Below are 23,115 nucleotides of genomic sequence, written 5' to 3'. Positions count from 1 at the left end.
GTTCAGTCGGTGCGAGGCGATCCGAGGGGTGCAGCCGAATGACGGCCGGTAAATCCCAAGCATGCCGCAGCCGGCCGACGGCATCCAGGCCTGCCCCGGGGAGACGGTGTCCCCGGGACAAGGGCGCTCGCCTCAGGCGGCGGCGCCGAGGGCTTCGTCGACCAGCTTCACCTCCGCCTCGGTGAGCGGCAGGACAGGAAGCCGGCACTCGCCGACGGGGCGTCCCGTCTTGGTGCTCGCTGCCTTGGCGACGGGGTTGAAAGGAGACGTCCAAAGCAGCAGCGACAGCGGGCGCAGCTTCAGCCAAAGAGCCGCCGCCTCGGCTAGGTTCCTGGCTTGAACGAGATCGTAGAGCTTGACCAGCTGCTTCGGGACGGCATTGCCGGATCCGGTGAAGACGCCGGGCGCGCCGCTGACAAGGCTGTAGAAATTCAGATAGTCGCAACCATTGAACACCTTGGCGCCCTGGGCCGAGAGTTGATCGATGCGCATCATGTTCGACGTGCTGTCCTTGATGTATTTGACGTTGTCGATCTCGCTGAAGCGCTTGAAGACGTCAGGCGTGATGTCGAAGCCGGTGTACTGGGGAATGTTGTAGACCATGATGGGGGTCGCGACGGCCTTGGAAATCTGCTCGTAGTGGTAGCGCACTCCCGGTTCGCCTGGCCCCTCGAAGAAGGGCGGCAGGATGAGTAACGCGTCCGCGCCAGCGTCCCGCGCGTGCTTCGAATTGTCGATCGCGTCTTCGGTGCGCAGGGCAGACGTCTGGACAATAAGCTTGGCCCGGCCATTGATCCGCTTGCCCGCGATTTCGGCGATGCGCCGCTTCTCGGTCTCGGTGAGGAAAGGAAACTCTCCGGTCCCGCCATTCACGGCGATGATGTGAATCCCCGCGTCGATCAGCGAGTCTATATTTGCCGCCAATGCGCCCTCGTCGAGCGCAGCGCCATTGTCCTTGAATGGCGTGCAGATCGGCACGCAGATGCCTTTTAGTTCACTCACGTCTTTGCTCCTTTAGCGCGACTGATTTGACCGTTGAACTTGCGGCGCTACCTCATTCCGCCTGGAATGACTTGACGCCATAAGCTATAGATTTCGCTGTATACTTTCTGTTAGCAACCAGCGATCCGGAACCACATTGCCAACTATGGATTTCCATAGTTGTAATCGTTTTCATGCTATAGATCAAGCGCTTGCTGCATTTGATGCTCGTGCTCCTCAGGCGGTGTGGTAAGGCTGCGGGTCGGCGGGCAACGGCGCTATCCCGCGAATGGCGTCCGCGACTTTTTCAGCCATCATGATGACCGGGGCGTTGAGGTTGCCGCTGACGATCTCGGGCATGATCGAGGCATCGACCACCCTCAGGCCCTCAATGCCATGTACCTTTGCTTCCTTGTCGACGACCGCGTCGTCCCCCTCGCCCATTCTGCAGGTGCAGCATGGATGGTAGTTGGTGCCGGCAATACCGCGCAGCCAATTGGCGATATCGTCGTCGGTGGCGATCGAAGGGCCAGGCGTTTCTTCCACGCCGCGAAACTCGTCCCATGCCTTCTGACGGACCACGTTGCGGATCGCCTTCACAGCCTGAACCGCCTGCAGCATGTCGTCAGGGTGCTCGAGATAGTTGAACACGAATTTCGGCGCCGCCGTTGGATCGGCCGACTCCACCCACACGCGTCCCTCGCTCTTTGGCCTCATCAGGCTCAGGAAATACTGGAAGCCGTTCTCGAGCTTGACATTGCCGTGCTGGAATTCGCCCAGCATAGGCACGAACTCGAACTGCACATTCGGTATGGTTTCCTCTTCCCTCGTGCGCATGAAGGTGCCGACTTCGAAGAAATTGGTCGCCCCGAGCCCCTTCTTGAAGAGGAGCCACTGAAGCCCGAGCTTCGCCTTGCCGAAGGTTGAGAGTTCCTTGGCAGCCGATACGTCCTTGGTCGCGCGATACATGACAGGGGCCGCGACATGATCCTTCAACCCTCGTCCGACGCCAGGCAGGTGGTGTTTCAGCGCAATCCCGGCCTTTCTGAGATCGTCCGCAGGGCCAATGCCGGATAGGAGCAGAAGTTGCGGGGAATTCAACGCTCCGCCGCACAAGATCGTTTCGCGCTCCGGCTCAAACTGCTGGGGGCCGGCTTTTGTGGTCACAGCAACCCGAACGACGCGCTTGTTGCTCGTCTCGATGCCCGTGACCCTCGCGCCGGTGAGCACGGTCAGATTGGGCTTGCGGGGCTGGGCATGGATGTAAGCCTGCGAAGTGCTCCAGCGAATGCCGTCATGGACGTTGCGCTGGGTTATGTGAACGCCTTCCTGCTGATATGCATTGTGATCAGCAACATGCTTCAGACCGCTCTCCACCCCCGCCCTCAGGAAGGCGTGATAGAGCGGATTTTCCGCCTTGCAGGTCTCGATCCGCATTGGCCCGGAGCCGCCGCGATACGCGTTCGCTCCTTTGTCGAATGTCTCGGCTTTCTTGAAATAGGGCAGACATTGCGCATAGGACCATCCGTCAGCTCCGATGCTTGCCCAGTTGTCATAGTCCCAAGGATTGCCGCGAACCCAGTTCATGCCATTGATGGAGGACGAGCCGCCCAGCACGCGGCCTCTCGCCTCATGTATGACCCGCCCCTGCAAGTGCGGCTCCGGCTCCGAATTGTAGAACCAGTTGAAGCGGTCGTTCATCAGCGGAAAGCCAAGCGCCGCCGGCATCCGGATATAGATGTGCTGATCGGAGGGCCCCGCTTCCAGGAGCAGAACCGTCGTCGATGGGTCCTCGGCCAGCCGGGACGCGATCACGGAGCCTGCCGAGCCCGAACCTATAACGATATAGTCGAACGCCTTCTTGTCCGTCACCGGAGCACTCCTTACGATCTTGCCGAGGCTGTCAGGGTGTGCGGCAGGGCGTGGGTGCGATTCCCCAGCTTGATGAAGGTCGACTTCACCTCGGTGAACTCGAGCAAGCCGTCCAACCCATTTTCACGACCGAGCCCGCTTTGCTTGAAGCCGCCGAAGGGCATCTGGACCGCGGTCTCGAGAAATGTGTTGACGTAGACCGTTCCGCTGCGAAGTTCGCGCGAAACGCGTATCGCCTTGTCGATGTCCTTCGTCCATAGCCCGTTGCCCAGACCATAGTTCGTGTCATTGGCGAGCGCGATTGCTTCCTCGACGCTGCGGAAACGCGTCACCGCAAGCACGGGGCCGAAAATCTCTTCGCGAAAGATTGTCATGTCGGGGGTGACGTTGGAAAAGATGGTAGGGGCAACATAATAGCCCATGCCGAGGCCGTTTTCGGTGACACGGTTGCCACCGAGGAGAAGCGTCGCGCCCTCGTCTATCCCGCTCTTGATGTATGCCAGCACCTGATCCATGTGTTTTTCATGGATCAGCGCTCCGACGTCTGCCTGCTCATCGGTCGGCAGGCCGAGGCGGATCTTCTTCGAACGCTCTACAAGCTTCTCCAGGAAGCTGTCCGCAATGCTATCCTCAACGAGAAGCCTGGTACCCTGGACGCATTCTTCGCCCTGGTTGAGGATGTAGCCGAGCAGGATGCCATCCAGCGCCGCGTCGATATCGGCATCGGCAAAGACGATATTCGCCGCCTTTCCGCCTAGCTCGAGGCCAACGCGCTTGACCTGCTCGGCCGCGCGCTGCGCGATCCTGATCCCGACTGCTGTCGATCCGGTAAACGAGATCATGTCGACATCTCTGTGCCCGGTCAGGATCTCGCCGACGGTGCGGCCCGAGCCGGTTACCACATTGATGACGCCATTTGGAATGCCAGCCTCCGTCGCCAGCTTGGCGATTTCGAGCGTCGAACCAGAGGTCAGTTCCGACGGCTTGATCACCACCGTACAGCCGGCCGCGAGCGCGAAGGGCAGCTTCTGGAACAGGGTCACCATAGGGAAATTCCACGGTGTGATCATTGCGATCACACCGCGCGGCTCACGGGTCACAAGACCCAGATTTGCGTCACCGACATTTGAGACCAGGTCTCCTGGGATTTGCCAGGCAAGCGCTGCCGCGTAGCGCGCGAGCTCAATGGACCACTCGATCTCAGCCTTGGCGAAGCGGATCGGCTTGCCAACCTCTTCCGCCTCAATAAGGGCCAGCCGGTCGGTGTCACGGATCATCAAGTCGATCCAGCGTCCGAGTGCCTTGGCTCTTTCGGCGCCAGGCAGCGATGACCAGACAGATCTCGTGTCGAAGGCTTTGCGGGCGACCCCGACAGCAGCCTTCACCGCGTGCTCGTCGCTTTGCGCGAAACGGGCCAATAGCCTGCCATGAGCTGGCGATTTGCGTTCCACCTTTCGATCGGCGCCTGCCCAACCGCCGTCGATCCAATTGTCGTATTCACGCACGTCCATCGATCCATTTCCTTCGGTCAGTTTGGCGCGACAAGCCGGCTCTTGCCTGGCGCAACGAGCACGCCGACGACGTCGCCGACCCTCGCCTCTGTTCGATCGGTAACGACGATGAACTTATGGCCACCGCAGTCGACATACACATTGGTGGTCTGCCCAAGCGGCTCGACGAAATCGACGCTTGCCGACGCGGCGCCCTCGGCGCCGTCACCAACGATCAAGAGATGCTCAGGGCGGACTCCAACGAAGAATTGTCCCTGGGCGTCGGCAAAGCTGCTTGCCTTGTCGGCGACTTCTCCTGACAAACTGTCGGCAAAGGGCTGGACGGAGGCGGCAATTCCCTTCTTGCGGTCGAAATGGGCGGGGAACAGATTCATGGGCGGAGAACCGATGAAGTCGGCCACAAACTCGGTTCTTGGCCTGTCGTAGATCTCCAGCGGCGTTGCCACCTGGACCATGTCACCTTTACGCATGACGGCGATCCGGTCGGCCATCGACATCGCTTCGATCTGGTCATGGGTCACGTAGACAGTGGTGATGCCGAGGCTGGTGACCAGCTTCTTGATCTCGGTGCGCATTGTGGCACGCAGCTTCGCATCGAGGTTCGACAGCGGCTCGTCCATCAGGAAGACGCGGGGATTGCGCACCAAAGCCCGCGCCAGGGAGACGCGCTGCCGTTGCCCGCCGGAGATCTGCCCAGGTTTGCGATTCAGATACTCGGCAATTCCGAGTTTTTCCGCGGTTGCATGCACTTTCTTTCTGCGCTCGCCCTCGGCGATCTTGCGCACCTTGAGAGGGAACTCGATGTTCTGGAACACGGACAGGTGCGGATAAAGACCATAGTCCTGGAACGCCATCGCGATATCGCGGTGACGAGGCTCCTCATATGTCACGTCGCGGCCGTTGATCTTGATCTGGCCGTCGCTGGGAAGCTCCAGTCCGGCAATCATGCGCAATGTCGTTGTCTTGCCGCAACCGGAGGGACCCAGCATGACGAAGAATTCGCCGTCCTTGATGTCGACCGACACGCCGTTCACGGCAGTGAAGGCGCCAAAGCGCTTGTAGACTGATCTGACTTCAATACCCATCGTCGTTCCTCATCCCTTCACGGCGCCAAGCGTCAGGCCCCTGACAAGATATTTTTGCATCAACAGGACGAGCACGACGATCGGCAACGACATCAACACACCGGCGGCCGAGCCCAATCCCCACGAGATCGCCTTGGCCTTGATCGAGCTCGCCGCGATCACTGGCAGCGTCCGCGCCTCCGAAGAGGTCAGAATGCTGGCCAGCAGGAACTCATTCCAGGCGAACATGAATATGATCACCATCGTCGCCGCGAGCCCGGGCAAGAGCAGCGGCAAGGTCACGCGCCAGAAGCACTCGAACCGACTGCAGCCGTCTATCAGGGCAGCCTCTTCGATCGACTGCGGAATTTCCTGGATGAACACCCGCATTACCCACACCACGAACGGCAATCCGTTCAGCGTGTAGACGGCGATCAGCAGCCACGGCGTGTCAAAGATCCCCAGTTGCTTGGCGATGATGAACAGCGGGATGACGCTCACCATCGGCGGCAGCATGCGGATCGACAGAACCTCAAAGGCGATGAAGTTCTTGTTCTTGACGTCGAAACGCGCGAGTCCGTAGGCGGCGAGCGTGCCTGCGATCATTGCAAACAGCGTGGCCAGGCAGACGATGAATGCGCTGTTGATCAAGGCATCCATCGCATTCAGCTCTGTGAAAAGCTTGCGGTAGCTCTCCAATGTCGGAGCAAAAACCCACCTCGGCGGATATGCCGATATGTCTGCATCCGACTTCAACGAAGAAAGCGTCATCCAGACGATGGGGAAAGCAAAGAAGGCGGTCGCCATCAGGGCCAGCGCATAGTAGCCGATGCCGCTGAGGATGGATCCGCGTCGCGTGATCGAGCTTGACATCAGCGGGCCTCCTTTTCGTTCACCATGCGCATGAAGCCCGTGTATTTCACGAAGATGAGAACCACGGCGAGGATGATGAGGAGCGTCAGCCAGGATAGCGCAGCACCATAGCCGAGGCTGAAGAAGCGGAAATTTACCCTTGCCAGGTAGATGCTGAGCAGGTCGGTGGCGAAATCGGGACCGCCACGCGTAATGATGTAGACGGTGTCGTAGGTGCGGATGGCATCGACGATCCTGAGCAGGCTCGCGATCACGATCACGGGTTTCAGCATCGGCAGCGTGACCATGAAGAAGGTCTGGATCGGCGAGGCGCCGTCGATCGCCGCCGCCTCGAAGGGGCTCTTGGGCAGGGCCGAAAGGCCGGCGAAGATGATCAGGAACATGAACGGGGTCCACTGCCAGACATCGACAAGCAGCATCGAGGCCATGGCGCTGGCCTTCTCGCCGGCCCATGGCTGCGGCGGAATGCCGACGAGGCTCAAAACGTAATTGAGCACGCCAAGGTCGGGCATCATCATGATGCGCCAGGTGATGCCGACCGCGATCGGTGTGATCAGCATGGGGACGATGATGATGGTCCTTAGCAGCGTGAAACCAGGGAGCCTGACGTTGAAGAGGAGGGCCAGCAGCACGGCCAAGGTGAGAGACAGCCCCACGGACAAGACGGTGAATAGCAGCGTCAGCAGGATCGAATGCAGGAACTGGGCGTCCGACACCGCATCGGCATAGTTGGCGAGGCCGACAAATCCCTGGAACTTGTCCGGATCCGAGGGGCGATAGCCGGTGAGGCTCATATAGAGCGAGTGCAGGAGCGGAAAGAGACCGACAACCGTCATGATGATCATGGTCGGCGCGAGCAGGATCATGCCGGTGTAACGCTCTCCGGCACGCTTGGCCCGGTCGGTCGCGACGGGCAAACCCTCTAAGCTGACTGTCATGGTCCTTGATCCCGAAGGCGCCGAGCGGGCATCTGCCCGCACAGCGCGTTCCTGTTCTACGAGCGCTGGAATATCCAGCGCTTGCGGGCGGCGACTTCAGCCCTTGACGAGCTTTCCCACCCGATCGACGGCATCGACCATCGCGGTCTTGGGGGTCTTTCGCCCAGTCACGCCGGCGAGGACTTCCTCGTAGATTGCCCGCTGCACTTCCACCGCATTGGTCAGGCGATAAGGCGGGATCGCGATCGGCTGCGTCCCGCGGGTCTTGAAATCCTCAAAGACATGAAGGCCGGGAATCTTCTTGACCATGTCCGGATTTTCGAGATCCGGCTTGTAGCAGATCGAGGTTTCACCCGCTTCCGAGAAATACTTGTAGCCGCCGTCGGCGAGCCAGGCCAAAAACCTGTAGCCGTCGGCCTGCTTTTTGCTGGCGGCGTTGAGCACCACGGTCCAGCCGCCAATCATCGACTGCTGGAACTTCTCGGTCGGTGCAACCGCATAGCCGAACTTGCCGGCATGGGGCCCGCCCTCAATGCCGGAGAGCGCGTCCGACCAGGAAATGATCATGGCCGCGGTTCCCTGACCGATCGCGGACTGACCTTCCGGGTAGTCGAACCCGGAGACGCCTTGAGGGCAATACTGCAAGACCTCCTTCAACCTTTCGATGGCATGCTCGCCCTGTCCTTCCGAATTGAAGACGGGCTCATTGGCATCGTTGAAGCAGCCGTCGTCGGTAGGCGCGAGCTTCGTCATTCCCATGACGCGCGTCATCCAGTCGCCGGACATGTGGGCGTCCTGCCCTCCCAGGCAAAGCGTGTTTCCGGCGACGTCTGAGCTGTGCAGCTTCTTGGCGGCCGCGACATACTCGTCCCAGGTGACGGGCACCTTATCGATACCGGCTTTCTCGAATAGGTCCTTGCGATAGATGAAGACCGGAATCGTCATGGCGAGCGGCAGGCCGTAGTGCTTGCCCTGGTAGATGGAGTATTGCAGCGATCCCTCGGTGACGTTCCCATACTTGATCTCGGGAAGGTCAGGGTTGGCGGCTTTGATGTCCTCCATCGTGGGCGCCCATTTGTTGCGCTGCGGCTGCCGGACCCACAGGCTGTCGGTGGTGATGATGTCGAACGTTTCCGAACCCTGTGAGAGTTCGATCAGCATCTTTTCGTAGTGAGATTCGTAAGGGTTGGATTCCCCGGTGATCTTCGCGGCTGTATATGCCTTCGCCACCTGATCGGTGAGGGCCCCTGCCCAGACTGAATTGCTATTGAGGATATTGAGCGTCACTTCCTCCGCATATGCCGACGAGGCGCGATAGGCGGCCACGGCGGCAGCAAGGCCGGCAGAGGCCTTGAGGAAGTTGCGACGAGACACTGGCAGTCTGATCGACGCGGTCAAATTGTTGATCCTCCGTTTTTTATGCGAGGCGCGGCAAAAGCCGGCCTCGCGCTCCCAACTCATGTAAACGTTTTCATTCTTTGCGAGCTAAACGGTGATGTCAAGCCCAAACCCGCGTCAACATAGAAATTTCTGTAAACGATTACACGTGAGGACGTTTTATGGCTTGTCAAGCGCGGTGAAGTCGAGGACAAAAGCCACCGGTGAACAAAAGCCAACGAAGATGGTGCGGCTTATGCCGGGCAAAAGAGCCAAACAGCCCAAGTTGAAGAAAAAGGCAGGCGTCTTCGACGTTGCCCGCGAGGCGGGGGTGTCGGTAGCCACCGTATCGCGGGCGTTCAATCTGCCTGACATCGTCAGCGAGGACGTTCGCCGACGGGTCCTGGCGACTGCGCAGAATCTGGGCTACGCGGCCAACCCGGCGGCAAAAGCATTGCGATCCCGCAAGACCCATATCGTGGGAGCGGCTATCCCGACGCTCGACTATGCGATCTTTGCGAAGATGATCAACCATTTTCAGGATAGCTTCGCGCAGCACGGCTACATGACGATCGTTGCCACAACTGGCTTCGAACACGCCAATGTTTTTGAGAAGGTCAAGACATTGGTGGATCGCGGCGCCGAGGCGCTTCTTCTGGTTGGCGCGATCGAGGACCCTGCGCTCGTGAGCTATCTTAAGCGACCGCACATCCCAGTGGTGACGACCTACTCATACCTGCCCGACGAGATCGTACCCTGCATAGGGTTCGACAATTACGCGGCTACGGAAAGCGCGATGGAATACCTTGCCGATCTGGGGCATAGAAATTTCGCCATGATTGCCGGCAGCCCGAAGGGTAGCGATCGCCAGCGCGCTCGAATCGCCGCCTACAAGGATTTCGTCGGATCGAGAAATCTCCATGGGGCAGCGAATATAATCATTCGCAATTTCACCATCCGGGACGGAACCGAGGCAATACGCGCCATCCTGGACAAATATCCGGAAACCACGGCGGTGGTCTGCAACACCGACGTCATGGCGTTTGGAGCCTTGAGTGAAAGTCGGCGGCTCGGAATCCGGGTTCCCCAGGATATCTCGATCGTCGGGTTCGATGATGCAGAATATGCAGCCCAGTTGGAGCCTCCGTTGACGACCATAGCCGTGCCTGCCGAGGAAATGGGTAGGCTGGCGGCCGAAATGCTCCACAGCTCGCTGTCGAACGGCGAGCCCCCTCGCTTCGTCAGGCTCGATTCGCACCTGATCGTAAGAAAATCCGCGTGCCCGCCGCGCGCTCTAAAACAGTTGCGCTTGGCCGCGGCCGTCTAAATCCAGGTCCGCGGGCGCTTCACACCCGCGAAGTCGAGTGTGCACATAGGCACCGTCATGCCCCGTCAGCCGCTTCTGCGCTCTCGACCCGCCGCTATCATATTCGATTTCGATGGCGTCATCCTTGACTCTGCCGAGATCAAAGCAGAGGCGTTCGCTGAAATCTATTCCGGCTATGGGCAGCAGTGGAGGGAACCCATCCTGAGCTACCAGCGGCTGCATGGCGGTATTTCACGCCGGGAGAAGTTCGACCATTTCGACAAACAGATAGTGGGTAGCGCCCCGACCGTGGAGCGATTGGCGCTGCTGTCGAAGAGGTTCTCAGAAATCGTTTTTGAGAAGATCCTCGCTGCGCCTTTCATTCCCGGCGCGCGGGAACTGCTTGAAAAAGCGACTGGGCGTTCCAGGCTTTTCGTCGTTTCCGGAACCCCGCAGCAAGAACTGGTCGAGGTCATCCGTCAGCGAGCCCTTGATCACTATTTCGAGCTGGTCATCGGCGCGCCGACGAAAAAACGCGAGGCCTTCGCGCGGATCTTGCACATGGGGCTTTCGCGCGAAACCGTGGTGGCGGTCGGCGATTCAATCACGGAATGTTCCGCTGCCTGTGAGCTGGGAATCGCATTCCTCGGAATTCGAGGCGGGCCCTCGCCAACCGCCTTTCCGGAAGGTATCGTAACGCTCCCGGACCTGCGCGATGCAAGCAACCTGCTCGGCTTCGGCAGCCTGCCCCCAAGCTGACCACCGTCCGCGTGGCCGAGGTGCTGCCGCCGAGAAAGGGTGCACCGGTACTGGAAGGCACATACATTCCCGAATCGACAATCTTAATGCGCCTCGACTGAACTCGTATTACCGAGGGCGCGCTTGGTCCGAACGGTCGACGCGGCAATCCGGAAATGGGGTCTCGGCAGAGACTCCGCATTGACCCAATCCGCCAATGGCGTAAACGTTTACATGGCCACGCATCCACCGGGTGAGCTGCTGCACGCCGCCCACCCCGGGGACGGCTATCGGCCGGCTAATGCTGATAAAGCAGTTGCCTGATCTCATGATAGATGTCGCGTGCCGTCCGGTCCGCGGTGATATCGACGAGGTCCCGAGGTCGAGCGAAAGGGATCGAGAATTCCTTGGCGATCTTGCCGTCTTTGAAAACAAGGATCCGGTCGGACAAGGTGATCGCCTCGTTCAGATCGTGGGTGACGAAGACAACGCTCTTCTTGTCAGCGGCCCACATGCGCACGAGCTCCTCGTGAAGCGATTCACGCGTCTGTGCGTCGAGCGCCGAAAAAGGCTCGTCCATCAACAGTATCTTCGGCGAAGGCGCCCAGGTGCGAGCGAGCGCCACACGCTGCCGCTGGCCCTGGGAGAGCTGACTTGGATAATTATCGGCAAAGCGCTTCAAACCGACGAGGTCCAGATAGTCTCGGGCCAGGGCCCGTCTTTCGCTTTTTGCGAAACCGCGCACTTCCAGCCCGAACTCTACATTCTTGAGTGCAGTTCGCCATGGCAGCAAAGCATCGCGCGCGAACATGTAGCCGAGCTGTGGACGCGCGGCGACGGGCGGTTGGGCAAGTACGCTCACCTCGCCCATCGTTGCAGTGTGGAGCCCGGCCAGGACATTGAGCGCAGTGGTCTTGCCGGAACCGCTACGTCCGACGAGAACCAGAAACTCTCCCTCTCGCAGTTCCAACGACACATCATCCAGCCCGCGCACTGGTCCCGACGTGGTCTGGAACTCCATCACGACGTCGGAAATCCTGGCGGCGACACCGTCGGTTCCCGCGGCAGGCGATATGCTTGGTGCCATCGTCCCTGGTCCTCGCGGTTTAGAGCGCTCGCGCACCGAGCAGATAGCGTTCGAGCAGAGCCATCCCGGCATTGAGCAAGGAAGCGATCACGGCCAGCACGATGCAGACGGCGTAGACCCCTTCGAGCTGAAAAGTACCGGCATATCCCGCAATGAGTTGGCCGAGCCCTACCCGCGACGCCAATATCTCGGAGGTCACGACGCCGAGAAGGGAATAGATGATGCCAAGGCGCAGTCCGGCGAAAATGGAGGGCACGGCGCTGGGCAGCAGGATCTTCATGAACATATCCCGCTTGGAAATATTCATGACCGTCACCATCAGCCTGATATCGCGGTCGACCGTGCGAATGCCGGCGCGCGCGTTGACCATCAGGATGAAAACCACGACGCTGAAGGCAAGCGCGATCTTGGCTGCCTGGCTGACGCCGAAAAGCAGTATGAATACCGGCGCGAAGGCGATCCGCGGCATCGCGTTGAACGCACTGATATAGGGGTCCAGCAGTTCCTCAACTTTGGGAAACAGACCAAGGCCGATGCCGATGACTACTCCAACGAATGATGCCAGCACGAAAGCGACCACTGTCGCCTCGACCGTGGAATAGAGCGCTGGCAGAAGCGTGCCATCGGTGGCGATCTGGACGAAAAACCAGAACACCTGCCCGGGACTTCGCGAAATCAGCGGCTTCACGACGCCGGACATGTAGACGAGTTGCCACAACGCCAGAAAGGCTATTCCGACGCCGATTTGTCCAGCAAGTCGCTTGAGCCGCGCGCCATTCCGGTGGGAAGGCCGACCGGCCTTCCCTTTTAAGCCCGATGAACCTGCCGCGGCGACCAACTCGGCCACCTCAGCCCGAAGTCAGGTTCGCGCAGGGCTCATACGCGTTCATCGTCCAGTCTGGAACAAAAGCGGCATATTTCTTCATGCCTTCCCAGCGCTCCTTGGTGAGCTTGGCATTGAAGCCCGATTTGTAGACGTCGATCAACGCCTTGGCCTTGCCCGCATCGAGCTTGAGGGTCTTTGCGGTGAAATCGACCAGTTTCTGTTCGTTCGCAGGGTCTTTCATGTAGTTGATCGTCTCGATGACCGCCTTGCAGAAATTCTGGGCAACCTGCGGGCGGTTTTTGATGAAATCCGAATTGGCGGTGAAAACCGTGAAGAGATACTCGGGATCGAAACCTTGTTGCGCGTGGCATTGAGATCGACCAGCACATCGAGATTGTCCGGACCGATCAACGTCGAGCTCGGCGGAATGCTGGCCATCGCATCGACCTGGCGGTTGGTGAAGGCGCCCGCCGCGCCATAGCCCGTGCCGATCGCGATGAAGGTGATGTCCTTGTCGGGATTCATGCCTGCGTCCCTGAACATCTTGCGCACGTAGAGCTCGGTTGCGCCCCCGCGACCGGCGACGCCGATCAGCTTGCCCTTGAGATCGTTCAGGAAAGCCGGATATCCCTTCTTGACGTCGACTCCGGCGTCCTTGTGCGCGATGAAGGTGTAGTCGATGTCGTAGTTGCCCAACAGGACCGTCAGCGCCGCACCCTTTTGGATGGCCGGAAAGATCAGGGCCGCGCCGACATGCGTGATGTCGGCCGAGCCTCCAACCACCGCGGCTACCATGGCTGACCCGTTGGCGCCCTTGACGTAGTTGATGTCGAGGTCATGCCTGGCGAAGATGCCGACCTGCGAGCCGAACTGAGGCACGAAAGCGTCGAGTGTTTCGATCGATGTCGCGATGGTCACGGTATCTGTGGCCTGCGCGGTTCCGGCCGACATCGCCATCCCTATCAAGCCTGCGACCAAGACGGCGAGCGAATGCAGTTCGTTTCGAAATCCACCCATTTGCTGCTCCCTTTTTTGCTGGCGGCTTGCAAGCCGCGCCTTACCAAACCTTGAAAGAGGCCTTTCCTTCTACCGCCCTCGGCCGTTGATCGCCGCCCTCGCGAAGGCGACGAGGCGCCTCTCGACGGCGAAGTGGGGCACGTCGTTGATGATGTCGTGGAAGCCGTCTTTCACGATAAGCACCGTGGCGTTCTTGAGTTGCGAGCGGACCGCACGGGCATACCTGGCGGGGGCAATCACATCGTGGTCGCCATTGATCAGCAGCACGGGAAGGTCGACCTTGGGGAGAGTCGCGGCCAGCTCCCCGCGCGCCTTGTGCATGGCCGCCCGCCGCGCCGCCGTGCTTTCTGGCGTTACGCTGAAGGCGAATGGATCGGTCGCCAGCATGTCTAGATAGAATGGGTCGCGGGTGACTTCCGGCGGCGCGGGTATGGCAACGGTCTCCGGCTGGATCAGCGTGCCCGTGACGGCCAGCCCCAGGCACCGGCGCTCGCCACGAGCGATCAACAGCGCAGCGGCAATGCCGCCGAGAGAATGGCCGACGAGAACCAGCGGCAGGCCGGGAGCTTCGCTGGCGGCGATCGAGATCAGACGCTCGGCATTGTCGACGAGGGGATCCATCGACGCCACCGCGCCACGTTCGCCATAGGAAAGGCCGTGTCCTTGCTGATCAAGCGCCCACATGGCGAGGCCACTGGCGTTGAAGGCGCCCGCAAGGCGATGGTAGTGCCCGCTTTGCTCGCCAAAACCATGGAGAAACACGACACCGCCGACCGCCTTCCGCGCATCCCAGCACCGGTAGTAGCTTTTCCCATGCGCGGTTTCGAAGAACGGCATCTGAACGGCCCTTCGGCAAATTTTGACCAGAACGGTTCACTCGACTGGAGAGCCGACGCTCGAGAACATCGGCCGTGTGTCATGTCAGTCCGGCAGTATCCTGATGTCCCCGACTTCCGTGTTCCGAATGAACTTGACGTCGGCGCTGGCATAGCCTCCGACCAGGGCGATGTTGCCGTGGACGCTGTAATCTCCTGTGCGGATGATCAACTTGCTGGCGTTGCGGATCGCATACATCGAGGGCCGGTATGGAACGGTAGTGACCCGCTCCTTCCCGAAAGTGTCGACGACGAATTTGTATTTCTGGGGACTCTGCGCCTCCATCGGCTCGGCAACGACAGCCCGCTCGATGTCACCATTGTCGCGCAGCAGCGGCAGCAGCTGCTCGATCGAGACCAGACCTGGAGCAATTCCAAGGTCCACGATCGGCACCTGCACGGATGAAGCGATGACGCCGCCCGCGTCGGCAATGAAGATCACCTCACCATGGCGGAGCGTGGCCAGAGCCGCCGCGATCGTGCCGTTGATGATGCGGTTGTCCGCGCCGTATTGCATTTTGTGTTCCCCCTTTTCATCGATAATATTATCCGCCTGTTTTATCGATAATGTCAACCGACAAGCCAAGGCCGGCCAGCCGGCATGCTTCTATGGCGCGGCGCCTAGAATTGCGCGGCCGCTCTTGGCGAGCGACATGAGGACCTGAAGCGCGTCGCCCGGATTCGTTTCAGCGAGACGCGCTTTAAGAGGTCAGATGCTGAAGGTAATAGTCCCGGAAGGTCCGGATATGGTTTCGAAGGGTTCGAGCCAGGGTTTTCTGGTCGCCCTTCTCTATCGCTTGAATCATAGTCAAGTGATCCTTGGCGCCTTTGGAGCGCAAATCCTTGCTTTGCACCGAATTAGTATGAATCAGGTGCGAGAGAAGCGAATGATGCTTAATGGCGTCGAGTAGGAACTCGTTCTCGCACCGTTGATATATAGCCTCGTGCAAAAGATTGTTCTGCAGATACATTTCAGCAAGATCGTTGTTCGCGATCGCCCTCTCGTGATCCGAGACAATGGCCTTCAATTTTCGCACGAGCTCCTTTGCCGCCGGCTCGGTATAGTAGCTTATTGCCTTCAGCTCGAGGCACTCACGGACTTCGTAGATTTGCCATATCTCGGATGCCGTGAAGCTCCGCACCTGCACGCCACGGTGCGGGTAGCGAACCGCGAGGCCGAGGCGAACAAGTTCGTCGAATGCCTTGCGGACAGCATGGCGAGTTGCCCCGGTGGCTTCAATAATGTCGTCTTCAATGAGGCGCACGCCGGAACGATACCTTCCGGAAATAATGCCCTTTTGAAGTCCATCATATACAACCTGCCATTGACCGCCGCGGCCGCCTGTTTCCGTGAGATCTTCGTTCTTTGCAGTTCTCATGACAGTCCATCAGTTGCGAGCGATGCGACACACCGTGACCATGTCATAGCGTTGAGCCGGCAAGATCGCCAGAATCGACGGCATCTTGCACGTAAGATCGATTAGATCGCAATCGCGCCTTTGAAAGACGTCCTCCCGCTACTTGATTCAAGCGGGCCATGCCCCAGATTTCCGCCTGCCAGGTTTCAAGAATACCTGCCAGGGATATCGACAAAACCGAATTTTTGTGTAAACGATTTCAATCGCCGCCGACGATCGAACCCGCGAGAACGCACGATGACCACGAAGCTTCTGAGGCCGAGAATATTGAACCAAAGGTTGGCAGCGGCGCTGGCCGACTTGCGCCATGGCGAGTTGATATTCATTGCCGATGCCGGCAGTGGCACGTCAGCCAAGGCGCTGCGTTCGTTGGCGCCTGACGTGGAGATCCTGGACCTGGAAGTCGTTACCGGCGTGCCGTCGATCGACGATCTCGTTCCCGTGATCTGCGACGTCGGCGACATCGAGGCCTGCATCGTCACCAAGGACATGCGCGGTGCAAATCCTGATGGCTTCGCCATGCTGTCCAGGCTCTTCGATGAGAAACACGTCTACGAAGTGCCTTACATCCCGGATTATTATGACCTTCGCGATCGGTGCAAGCTGTTTGTCCAGACGGGCGACTATCGCGTGCATGCCAATGTGATCCTTGTCGGCGGCTATCCAAGCGCCGACATTCCCATGGACATGATCCTCAACGGGCTTGCCCCGTAACGAAGTAATCCGCCACAGGTGGTCGATGCCAAGGTTTGAGGGCGCTTCCGGACAGGTCTACTACCGCCACTGGGCTCCGCTGAAGCCCACTGCGCAGATCGTCTTTCTGCATGGATATGGCGAACACAGCGGCCTCTACCACCGCTTCGCGAACTCCTTGAATGCACGGGGAATCGGCGTCTGGGCGCTTGATGCGATCGGACACGGGCTCTCGGATGGCGAGCGGGGCAATCCCGGCTCCATGGCCGATCTGAGAACGAATGCCGAGCGCCTGACAGGGATAGCGCGGCGGGAAAATCCCGGGCTTCCGATGGTGCTGGTCGGACATTCGATGGGCGCGATGACGGCAGCTGCGGTGGTCATTGCCGGCGCTGGTCCCTTCCGTGGAGTGGTGCTCGGCGGCATGCCTGTCGAGGGGATCAGCCAAGAGCAAGAGCGCCAGGCTGAGCAAGGCGTGATGTCGCTTGACCCCTTCTATCTCGACGAACTGGAATTCGACCCGCTCAAGTTTGATGCAACGATGGCCTTCGTCCATCTAAGAAGCGTCCTCTCGGCGCCGGTCTGTGAGCAGATACAGGCCGGATTGCTTGAACTCAGCCTTCCCGCGCTCATGATCAGCGGGGACAATGACATGTTTTGCCCTCCTGATCTCGCGCGGCGCTGGACGTCACGAATTCCAGGCGCAAGGCATCACCTGTTCGCCAATACCCATCACGATCTCATCAACGATACGAGCCATGCCGACGTTGTGAACGTTATTTCGCAAGCCGTGATCGGATGGACGGGTGGTACGCGAGCCGGCTGATCCGCCGGACGCCGCACACTGATACGCCATTCGGCGCTGCAGCACGTGCGATGGTTGTTCGCCGACCGCTATGTCGCGTCGCGGACGAGGCCTACGTGGCCTGAAACACTCCAATCTCTTTGCGCTTGACACCGTCGCTCTAGCGCGCCATTTTGAAAACGTTTACACGCATTCACAGAAGACCGTCGCAGAAACGGCCGATATCGATGCGTAAGGCGATGGGAGCGCGTCCACGGGCGGAGGCCGGAACTTTCAAAATAGCAATCTCCCAAAATGACGGAGCATGGCCGAAGCCATGCTCCAAGCCCTGTGATGTTCCGAAACTCGGATGATGCGGCGGACCAGAGAGAGAACAGCAAAAATGGAAGGATCTCGTAATGCTTAGGAAATTCGTTGGGAAAATTCGCATGTCAGCGCTGATGTGCGGGTTCGCGGGATGCATGGCACTCACGCCTCCCGCCGCCGCAGAAGATCTTACCGGCAAGATCTATTTTATCCTGCCAGACTTCACGACAGTCCGCTTCGAGCAGTTCGACAAGCCGGCCTTCTTGAAGGCCGCCAAGGAACTGGTGCCGAACATGACAGTCGAGATTCTCAACTCCGAAAACAACGTGCAGCAACAGACCTCGCAGGTTCAGGCCGCTATCGCCAACGATGCCAAAGCAATCGTCATGGTTGCCGTCGATCCAATGCAGACCGCGGGCACCTTGGCCCTTGCCGAGCAAGCCGGGATCCCACTTGTATGCACCATTCACGCTTGCACAGGCGGGCCCGCCTACGCCTACCTGACCGCCCCGTTCGTTGAAATCGGCCAAAAGCAGGCACAGGCGGCGGCCAAGGTAATCGAGGAGATGAACGCCAAGACCGGCAAGCCGGTCCGGCTGGCGAAGATTTACGGCGACCCCAAGTTTCCCTTCTATGGCGACCAGGTGAAGGGCATCGGCGAATATCTCGATCCGCTGATCAAGGCCGGCAAATTGGAGGTCGTTTGTCAGGCGGATGCGCTGCTGTGGCTCCCCGCCAATGCTCAGACTGCAATGGATCAGTGCCTGACCAAGACCCACAACGGCGTCGATGCGATCTTCTCCATGAATGACGACACCGGCGGTGCGGCACTGGCTGCGGTGGAAGCCGCCGGACTCAAGGGGATCAAGCTGTTTGGCGGGTACGACGCCACTCTAGCCGGAGTGCAGCGCGTTGCTGCCGGCCTGCAGGAGATGGACATGACTGTGGACTATGTCGCGATGAACAAGCTGGCCGTTCAGTTGGCCGTGCACGCGATGAAAGGCGACAAGATACCCGCTGATCTCGTCGCGACCACGTTCGACAACGGCTACAAGGGAGGCATTCCCGAGGTGGACGCGCCAAATAGCGTCATCACCAAGGATAACATCCAGAAATCGGTGGTCGACACAGGTCTTTATACCAAGGAGCAGATCTGCGCCAAAGGCGTGGCCTCCGACTCCGCCTTCTGTCGCGGCTGATGCAAAGAAGCGGTAACAACAAGATGGTCGCCAAGAACGACGACGCTCCAATCCTGTCTCTGGCGGGAATTGGCAAGCACTATGGCGGCATCACCGCCCTTTCGGGCGTCGATTTCGACGTCCGGGAGGGAGAGGTCGTGGCGCTGGCCGGAGACAACGGCGCCGGAAAGTCGACCCTCGTCAAGATCATCAGCGGGATCGTTTCCGCCGACGAGGGCAGGATTCTGTTCAACGGGCAAGAGGTATCGCTGAGGAAGCCGCAGGATGCGGCGGAGCTGGGCATTCAGACGGTCTATCAGGACCTCGCGCTTTGCGACAATCTTGATACCGTTCAGAACCTTTTCCTAGGAAGGGAAATGCATTCAGGGCTGCTTCGGGGTGCAAAGCTCTCGCGACCGCTGATGGAATCTCGGGCCCATGCGGCCCTGTCCAGTCTCAACGTGAAGATCAGGGACTACAGTGTCTCCGTGGGACGGCTTTCTGGCGGCCAGCGCCAGTCTGTGGCCATCGCGCGCGCGGTTCTGTCGAAACCGCGAGTGATCCTGCTCGACGAGCCAACTGCCGCACTTGGCGTGGCGCAACGGGCGGAGGTCATGGCGCTCATCGCGCGCCTTCGCGAGCAGGGTCTGGGCGTGATCCTCGTCTCTCACGACCTGGGTGATGTGTTGGACATTGCAGACAGGATCGTGGTCCTGCGCCTGGGGCGCAAAGCCGCCGAGCGGCCAGTCGCGGAATGGACGAGGAGCAGCCTGGTCGCAGCCATAACCGGCACGGACCATTGAAGGGATGCAGGCTATGAACACCACGAGACAACAAGTTTCTGCCACACCGGCGCCTGCGAAAATCAGTTTCAGGCAGAACCTTCTTGAGGCGCTATCGACAAAATGGCGTGTCGTACCGGTCCTGCTGTCGCTGGCTCTCATCTGGGCGATCTTTGCCTCGCAATCTCCAGTGTTTCTGTCGGCGCGCAACCTGACCAACCTTGCCGATCAGATCGCGACCACAAGCATCGTGGCGCTCGGGCTTGTCCTCGTACTGGTCGTTGCCGAGATCGATCTTTCGGTTGCTGGTCTCGCGGCCGTGTGCGCCGGCATTGTCGGCGTGCTCGTCGTCAACATGGACGTCGGCTTGTCGATCGCGCTAATCATCGCGATTACCGTCGGCGGCCTCTACGGTTTGCTGCAGGGTTCGATGATCGTCTATAGCGGCGCACCGGCCTTCATCGTCACACTCGGCTTCTCGCTCATGCTGCAAGGTGTCCTGCTGATTTTGCTTCCGGCAGAAAGCGGCCTTGTTCCTCTCGCCGGGACCGATTTGCAGTTCCTGGCCGCGTACCGTCTGCCAACGACCGTCAGCTATGCCTTGCCCGCGGCCGTCGGGCTGATAGGCCTTGCCATGCGATGGAACGATCACCGCCAAAGAGTGGCCTACGGCTTGCCATCGAATTTGATGCGCTCCATGGCCATTGGCGTCGCCATCATTTTTGCCAGTCTGGCGGTTGTCGCCATTTTCAATGCTTACCGAGGCGTGCCTCTTACCGTTGCCGTGCTTGCGGGCCTGATCGCAATCTTGTCCTACGCCACAACCCAAACTCCGTTCGGCATTTGGCTGTACGCCATCGGCGGCAATCGCGAGGCGGCACGCCGCGCCGGCATCCCTGTGAACTGGATGAAGATGGCGGCCTTTTCAATTCTTGGCATGTTGACGGCGCTCGGCGGAGTCGTGGCTGCGGCCCGGGTGCTGGGCGTCTCCCCGGCATCGGCCGACCAAAGTCTCTTGCTGGAGGCAATCGCGGCGGCGGTCATCGGCGGGACGAGCCTTTTTGGCGGTCGCGGCAGCGTCTGGGCAGCTATTCTTGGCGCCCTCGTCATCGGCTCGATCGCCAACGGAATGTTCCTGATCAACGCCAGCACGCAATTGCGCTTGCTCGTTCAGGGCGGCGTACTCGTAGCCGCGGTGATAGCGGACGCGCTCATTGCCCGGAGCGGATCTTCGTCGTCGCGGTAAGACTTGGCCGTCCGACTGCCGTAACCAAGTTGGGAGAAGATCAAGATGTTGATCGGCTATGCCGATAAGCTTTCCGTCGATGCTGGTGACCATGTCGAAATCAAAATCAGCGCTGCGAGCATCTACAGATCGCAACTGGTGCGCCTGCGAGGCATGAAAGAAGGCGCCGCCGGTCTCTCGGTTGCCGAAGAACCAGTGTCATCCAAGAGCAATGGTCAGCACACCGGCCGGGTGCAGGCACTTCATCCGGGATCTTTCATCGATGTTGCCTTGCCGAGGGTCGATTTCGCCAAGGGGGTCGGGGTCAGTCTGTGCGTGAAACCGACCGCGCCGGGTCGTCTTTGCCAGACGCTGTTCAGCCTCTCGGACGATAGCTCTGTCACTCGCATGATGCTTGAACTCGATCGGACCGGCCGGCCGGCGCTATATCTGCGATCCTCGAACGGCGCGGTCACGATGGTGTCCTCACCCGATCCGCTGCCGAAGGGGCGTTGGGTGCTCTTGAAGGCTGTCTACGGCCTCGGCGAAGCGGAACTGCGCCTGACCGCGGAGGAACAGACCGGCACGCACTGCTGGTCGACGCCGGTCGTCGTAGCGGAAGGATCCGTCACACGTTTCCGTGTCGGCGCGGCGCACGCCGAAGACGGCCGGACGACGGATTGCTTCAACGGATGCGTATCCGAGGTCAATGTATTTGGAGTGTCTGCGACGCAGCCTATCCTTCAGTGGGACTTCTCCAGGCAAATGGACAGTGACATCGCGGTGGACGTCTCCGGCGCCGGGCGGCACGGACGGCTTGTCAACCGGCCGGCTCGAGCGGTTCTTGGTCCTGCATGGGACAAGAAAACCATCCGCTGGACCGACGACCCGGCGCAGTGGAATGCATTGCATCTGCATGATGACGATCTCGATGACGCGCAATGGAAAACGGACTTCGAGGTCGAAGCTCCCGCCGAAAGCGGGATATATGCCGTTCGCCTGAACCAGGGTGAAACCAGCTACTACATTCCCTTCTATGTTCTCCCGGGAGCGGTCAGGAAACGGGTCCTGTTCGTCGCTCCGACGAACACTTACCTCGCCTATGGCAACGAGCATCTTTGGGAGGGCGAGCGCGGAGTCGCCCACCAAAAGATGATGAGTTTTCCGATCGTGCTGGACAAGGCGGAAACCCTTCTTCAGCAGATGCCTTCACTCGGCAGATCGCTGTACGATCGGCATTCGGACGATAGCGGGGTGATCTATGCTTCGCGGTTGCGCCCCCTGACCAACGTGCAGCCGAACTACATCAACTGGCTGGCCGGGGGTCCAAGACATTTCTCCGGCGACTTCTTCATCACCGGTTGGCTGGACAGCATCGGCGTCGAATTCGATGTGGCGACCGATGAGGACGTCGACACCCTGGGCAAGGACCTGCTCGACAGCTATGACGTGATCCTCACCGGGAGTCATCCGGAATACCCCACTGCAGCCGAATTCGACGCTTTCGAAGATTACGTCAAGGGCGGCGGCAAGCTGATGTATCTCGGCGCCAACGGATTTTTCTGGGCCACGAGTTACGTCAACAAGCTGCGCACCACCATCGAGGTGCGGCGGGGCTATGCGGCCCAGCGCAACTGGACCTCCCATGCGGCTGAGCTCTATCACAGTTCGACCGGCGAGATGGGGGGCGCCTACAGGCACCGCGGCCGTGACCAAAATCCTTTCCTTGGGGTTGGCATGGCCGCCGCCGGATGGGGACCCGCCTCGGGCTTCACGCGCACGCCCGAAAGCTATGCCGAAGCGGTGGCGTGGGTTTTTGAGGGTATTGCTAGCGAAACGGTGGGCGAGCACGGCTATTTGTTGGGTGGCGCGGCCGGCGATGAGCTTGATCACGCGGATCCAGCGCGCGGGACGCCCGACAGCACGGTCGTGTTGATGTCGTCCAGGCATAACGATCTGTACTTCCCCAGCCTCGACAGCGTCACCGAAGTGGCACCGAACCAGCAGGGTTCCAAAAACCCGCATGTGCGCGCCGACGTGGTTCTTGTTGAACATATCGGAGGAGGCAAGGTATTCTCGACGGGCTCTATCTGCTGGGCAGGCAGCCTGGGGACAAATAGCTACGACAACGACATCGCGAGATTGACCACCAACGTGCTGCGCAAGTTCTTGGCAGAGTGAGCGCATCCCGAAATCATCCCTCCGAACGTGGCACGCGCGCCGGTGTCGTTTACCGAGAACTC

The 23,115-nt window shown here is 59.7% G+C and carries 22 protein-coding genes; 8 read left to right on the top strand and 14 right to left on the bottom strand.

The window, feature by feature from the left end; all coding sequences use genetic code 11:
• Positions 1-132: 132 nt before the first annotated feature.
• The 7 genes from EN869_RS01225 to EN869_RS01195 all read right to left on the bottom strand — a co-directional run bounded on the left by EN869_RS01225 (position 133) and on the right by EN869_RS01195 (position 8,613).
• Positions 133-1,002, bottom strand: coding sequence for a dihydrodipicolinate synthase family protein (locus EN869_RS01225; RefSeq protein WP_127228013.1), 870 nt, complete (start codon positions 1,000-1,002; stop codon positions 133-135).
• Positions 1,003-1,218: 216 nt separating this feature from the next.
• Complete coding sequence (locus tag EN869_RS01220) at positions 1,219-2,853, bottom strand: choline dehydrogenase (RefSeq protein ID WP_167506971.1); 1,635 nt, start codon at positions 2,851-2,853, stop codon at positions 1,219-1,221.
• Between the two features lie 11 nt (positions 2,854-2,864).
• Positions 2,865-4,364 (bottom strand): aldehyde dehydrogenase family protein, encoded by a 1,500-nt coding sequence (locus EN869_RS01215; RefSeq protein ID WP_127228015.1) that lies wholly within the window; start codon positions 4,362-4,364, stop codon positions 2,865-2,867.
• Positions 4,365-4,381: 17 nt separating this feature from the next.
• The gene (locus tag EN869_RS01210) at positions 4,382-5,449 is read right to left on the bottom strand and encodes an ABC transporter ATP-binding protein (RefSeq protein ID WP_127228016.1); all 1,068 of its coding nucleotides are present in this window, start codon (positions 5,447-5,449) and stop codon (positions 4,382-4,384) included.
• 9 nt (positions 5,450-5,458) lie between these two features.
• Entirely contained in the window at positions 5,459-6,235 is a 777-nt protein-coding gene (locus tag EN869_RS01205; RefSeq protein WP_167506970.1) for a carbohydrate ABC transporter permease, read from the bottom strand.
• Between the two features lie 65 nt (positions 6,236-6,300).
• Positions 6,301-7,239 carry a sugar ABC transporter permease gene (locus EN869_RS01200; protein ID WP_127228018.1) on the bottom strand — a complete coding sequence of 313 codons (939 nt, stop codon included), beginning with the start codon at positions 7,237-7,239 and terminating at the stop codon, positions 6,301-6,303.
• A 96-nt stretch (positions 7,240-7,335) separates the two neighbouring features.
• Positions 7,336-8,613, bottom strand: coding sequence for an extracellular solute-binding protein (locus tag EN869_RS01195; RefSeq protein WP_127864737.1), 1,278 nt, complete (start codon positions 8,611-8,613; stop codon positions 7,336-7,338).
• 259 nt (positions 8,614-8,872) lie between these two features.
• Here EN869_RS01195 and EN869_RS01190 point away from each other — a divergent pair, with 259 nt between their 5' ends.
• Both EN869_RS01190 and EN869_RS01185 read left to right on the top strand, forming a co-directional pair.
• Complete coding sequence (locus EN869_RS01190) at positions 8,873-9,943, top strand: substrate-binding domain-containing protein (protein ID WP_167506969.1); 1,071 nt, start codon at positions 8,873-8,875, stop codon at positions 9,941-9,943.
• A 57-nt stretch (positions 9,944-10,000) separates the two neighbouring features.
• Positions 10,001-10,681 (top strand): HAD hydrolase-like protein, encoded by a 681-nt coding sequence (locus tag EN869_RS01185; RefSeq protein WP_127228021.1) that lies wholly within the window; start codon positions 10,001-10,003, stop codon positions 10,679-10,681.
• Positions 10,682-10,958: 277 nt separating this feature from the next.
• On the opposite strand, the gene EN869_RS01180 is transcribed toward EN869_RS01185, so the two are convergent.
• The 7 genes from EN869_RS01180 to EN869_RS01150 form a co-directional block, all read right to left on the bottom strand.
• A complete protein-coding gene (locus EN869_RS01180) occupies positions 10,959-11,747 on the bottom strand; it encodes an ABC transporter ATP-binding protein (protein WP_167506968.1) in 789 nt (262 codons plus the stop codon).
• 19 nt (positions 11,748-11,766) lie between these two features.
• Entirely contained in the window at positions 11,767-12,585 is an 819-nt protein-coding gene (locus EN869_RS01175; protein WP_210213849.1) for an ABC transporter permease, read from the bottom strand.
• A 10-nt stretch (positions 12,586-12,595) separates the two neighbouring features.
• Positions 12,596-12,814: a hypothetical protein gene (locus tag EN869_RS01170; protein ID WP_127228023.1), complete on the bottom strand. Its 219-nt coding sequence runs from the start codon at positions 12,812-12,814 to the stop codon at positions 12,596-12,598.
• Entirely contained in the window at positions 12,811-13,590 is a 780-nt protein-coding gene (locus EN869_RS01165) for an ABC transporter substrate-binding protein (RefSeq protein WP_127228024.1), read from the bottom strand. Before EN869_RS01165 ends, EN869_RS01170 begins: the two co-directional genes overlap by 4 nt.
• 69 nt (positions 13,591-13,659) lie before the next feature.
• Complete coding sequence (locus EN869_RS01160) at positions 13,660-14,427, bottom strand: alpha/beta hydrolase (RefSeq protein ID WP_127228025.1); 768 nt, start codon at positions 14,425-14,427, stop codon at positions 13,660-13,662.
• Positions 14,428-14,511: 84 nt separating this feature from the next.
• A complete protein-coding gene (locus tag EN869_RS01155) occupies positions 14,512-15,039 on the bottom strand; it encodes an RbsD/FucU domain-containing protein (protein ID WP_127228026.1) in 528 nt (175 codons plus the stop codon).
• 127 nt (positions 15,040-15,166) lie between these two features.
• Complete coding sequence (locus tag EN869_RS01150) at positions 15,167-15,844, bottom strand: GntR family transcriptional regulator (RefSeq protein ID WP_127228027.1); 678 nt, start codon at positions 15,842-15,844, stop codon at positions 15,167-15,169.
• Between the two features lie 276 nt (positions 15,845-16,120).
• Between EN869_RS01150 and EN869_RS01145 the strand changes: the two genes are divergently transcribed.
• From EN869_RS01145 to EN869_RS01120, 6 genes are all read left to right on the top strand, one after another.
• The gene (locus EN869_RS01145) at positions 16,121-16,597 is read left to right on the top strand and encodes an RbsD/FucU domain-containing protein (protein ID WP_210213848.1); all 477 of its coding nucleotides are present in this window, start codon (positions 16,121-16,123) and stop codon (positions 16,595-16,597) included.
• Positions 16,598-16,622: 25 nt separating this feature from the next.
• Positions 16,623-17,402: an alpha/beta fold hydrolase gene (locus EN869_RS01140; RefSeq protein WP_127395053.1), complete on the top strand. Its 780-nt coding sequence runs from the start codon at positions 16,623-16,625 to the stop codon at positions 17,400-17,402.
• A 407-nt stretch (positions 17,403-17,809) separates the two neighbouring features.
• Positions 17,810-18,886 carry a sugar ABC transporter substrate-binding protein gene (locus tag EN869_RS01135; RefSeq protein WP_167506967.1) on the top strand — a complete coding sequence of 359 codons (1,077 nt, stop codon included), beginning with the start codon at positions 17,810-17,812 and terminating at the stop codon, positions 18,884-18,886.
• 23 nt (positions 18,887-18,909) lie between these two features.
• Positions 18,910-19,668: an ATP-binding cassette domain-containing protein gene (locus EN869_RS01130; protein ID WP_127228030.1), complete on the top strand. Its 759-nt coding sequence runs from the start codon at positions 18,910-18,912 to the stop codon at positions 19,666-19,668.
• Between the two features lie 13 nt (positions 19,669-19,681).
• On the top strand, positions 19,682-20,893 hold the full coding sequence (locus EN869_RS01125; RefSeq protein WP_210213847.1) for an ABC transporter permease: 1,212 nt from the start codon (positions 19,682-19,684) through the stop codon (positions 20,891-20,893).
• A 45-nt stretch (positions 20,894-20,938) separates the two neighbouring features.
• Positions 20,939-23,053, top strand: coding sequence for a N,N-dimethylformamidase beta subunit family domain-containing protein (locus tag EN869_RS01120; RefSeq protein WP_127228032.1), 2,115 nt, complete (start codon positions 20,939-20,941; stop codon positions 23,051-23,053).
• Positions 23,054-23,115: the final 62 nt, after the last annotated feature.

It is taken from the genome of Mesorhizobium sp. M2D.F.Ca.ET.226.01.1.1 (genome assembly GCF_004022705.2).
In the GTDB taxonomy this organism is placed as follows: domain Bacteria; phylum Pseudomonadota; class Alphaproteobacteria; order Rhizobiales; family Rhizobiaceae; genus Mesorhizobium.
The sequence above is the reverse complement of the archived record's forward strand: the minus strand, read 5'-3'. Positions and strand labels throughout refer to the sequence as shown.

What these genes read in the sequence shown, in the direction of transcription:
- EN869_RS01215 (WP_127228015.1), bottom strand. Translation starts at nt 4,364, where the DNA reads ATGGACGTGCGTGAATACGACAATTGGATCGACGGCGGTTGGGCAGGC.
- EN869_RS01210 (WP_127228016.1), bottom strand. Translation starts at nt 5,449, where the DNA reads ATGGGTATTGAAGTCAGATCAGTCTACAAGCGCTTTGGCGCCTTCACT.
- EN869_RS01205 (WP_167506970.1), bottom strand. Translation starts at nt 6,235, where the DNA reads ATGGCGACCGCCTTCTTTGCTTTCCCCATCGTCTGGATGACGCTTTCT.
- EN869_RS01200 (WP_127228018.1), bottom strand. Translation starts at nt 7,239, where the DNA reads ATGACAGTCAGCTTAGAGGGTTTGCCCGTCGCGACCGACCGGGCCAAG.
- EN869_RS01190 (WP_167506969.1), top strand. Translation starts at nt 8,873, where the DNA reads ATGCCGGGCAAAAGAGCCAAACAGCCCAAGTTGAAGAAAAAGGCAGGC.
- EN869_RS01185 (WP_127228021.1), top strand. Translation starts at nt 10,001, where the DNA reads ATGCCCCGTCAGCCGCTTCTGCGCTCTCGACCCGCCGCTATCATATTC.
- EN869_RS01180 (WP_167506968.1), bottom strand. Translation starts at nt 11,747, where the DNA reads ATGGCACCAAGCATATCGCCTGCCGCGGGAACCGACGGTGTCGCCGCC.
- EN869_RS01170 (WP_127228023.1), bottom strand. Translation starts at nt 12,814, where the DNA reads ATGAAAGACCCTGCGAACGAACAGAAACTGGTCGATTTCACCGCAAAG.
- EN869_RS01165 (WP_127228024.1), bottom strand. Translation starts at nt 13,590, where the DNA reads ATGGGTGGATTTCGAAACGAACTGCATTCGCTCGCCGTCTTGGTCGCA.
- EN869_RS01160 (WP_127228025.1), bottom strand. Translation starts at nt 14,427, where the DNA reads ATGCCGTTCTTCGAAACCGCGCATGGGAAAAGCTACTACCGGTGCTGG.
- EN869_RS01150 (WP_127228027.1), bottom strand. Translation starts at nt 15,844, where the DNA reads ATGAGAACTGCAAAGAACGAAGATCTCACGGAAACAGGCGGCCGCGGC.
- EN869_RS01145 (WP_210213848.1), top strand. Translation starts at nt 16,121, where the DNA reads ATGACCACGAAGCTTCTGAGGCCGAGAATATTGAACCAAAGGTTGGCA.
- EN869_RS01140 (WP_127395053.1), top strand. Translation starts at nt 16,623, where the DNA reads ATGCCAAGGTTTGAGGGCGCTTCCGGACAGGTCTACTACCGCCACTGG.
- EN869_RS01135 (WP_167506967.1), top strand. Translation starts at nt 17,810, where the DNA reads ATGTCAGCGCTGATGTGCGGGTTCGCGGGATGCATGGCACTCACGCCT.
- EN869_RS01130 (WP_127228030.1), top strand. Translation starts at nt 18,910, where the DNA reads ATGGTCGCCAAGAACGACGACGCTCCAATCCTGTCTCTGGCGGGAATT.
- EN869_RS01125 (WP_210213847.1), top strand. Translation starts at nt 19,682, where the DNA reads ATGAACACCACGAGACAACAAGTTTCTGCCACACCGGCGCCTGCGAAA.
- EN869_RS01120 (WP_127228032.1), top strand. Translation starts at nt 20,939, where the DNA reads ATGTTGATCGGCTATGCCGATAAGCTTTCCGTCGATGCTGGTGACCAT.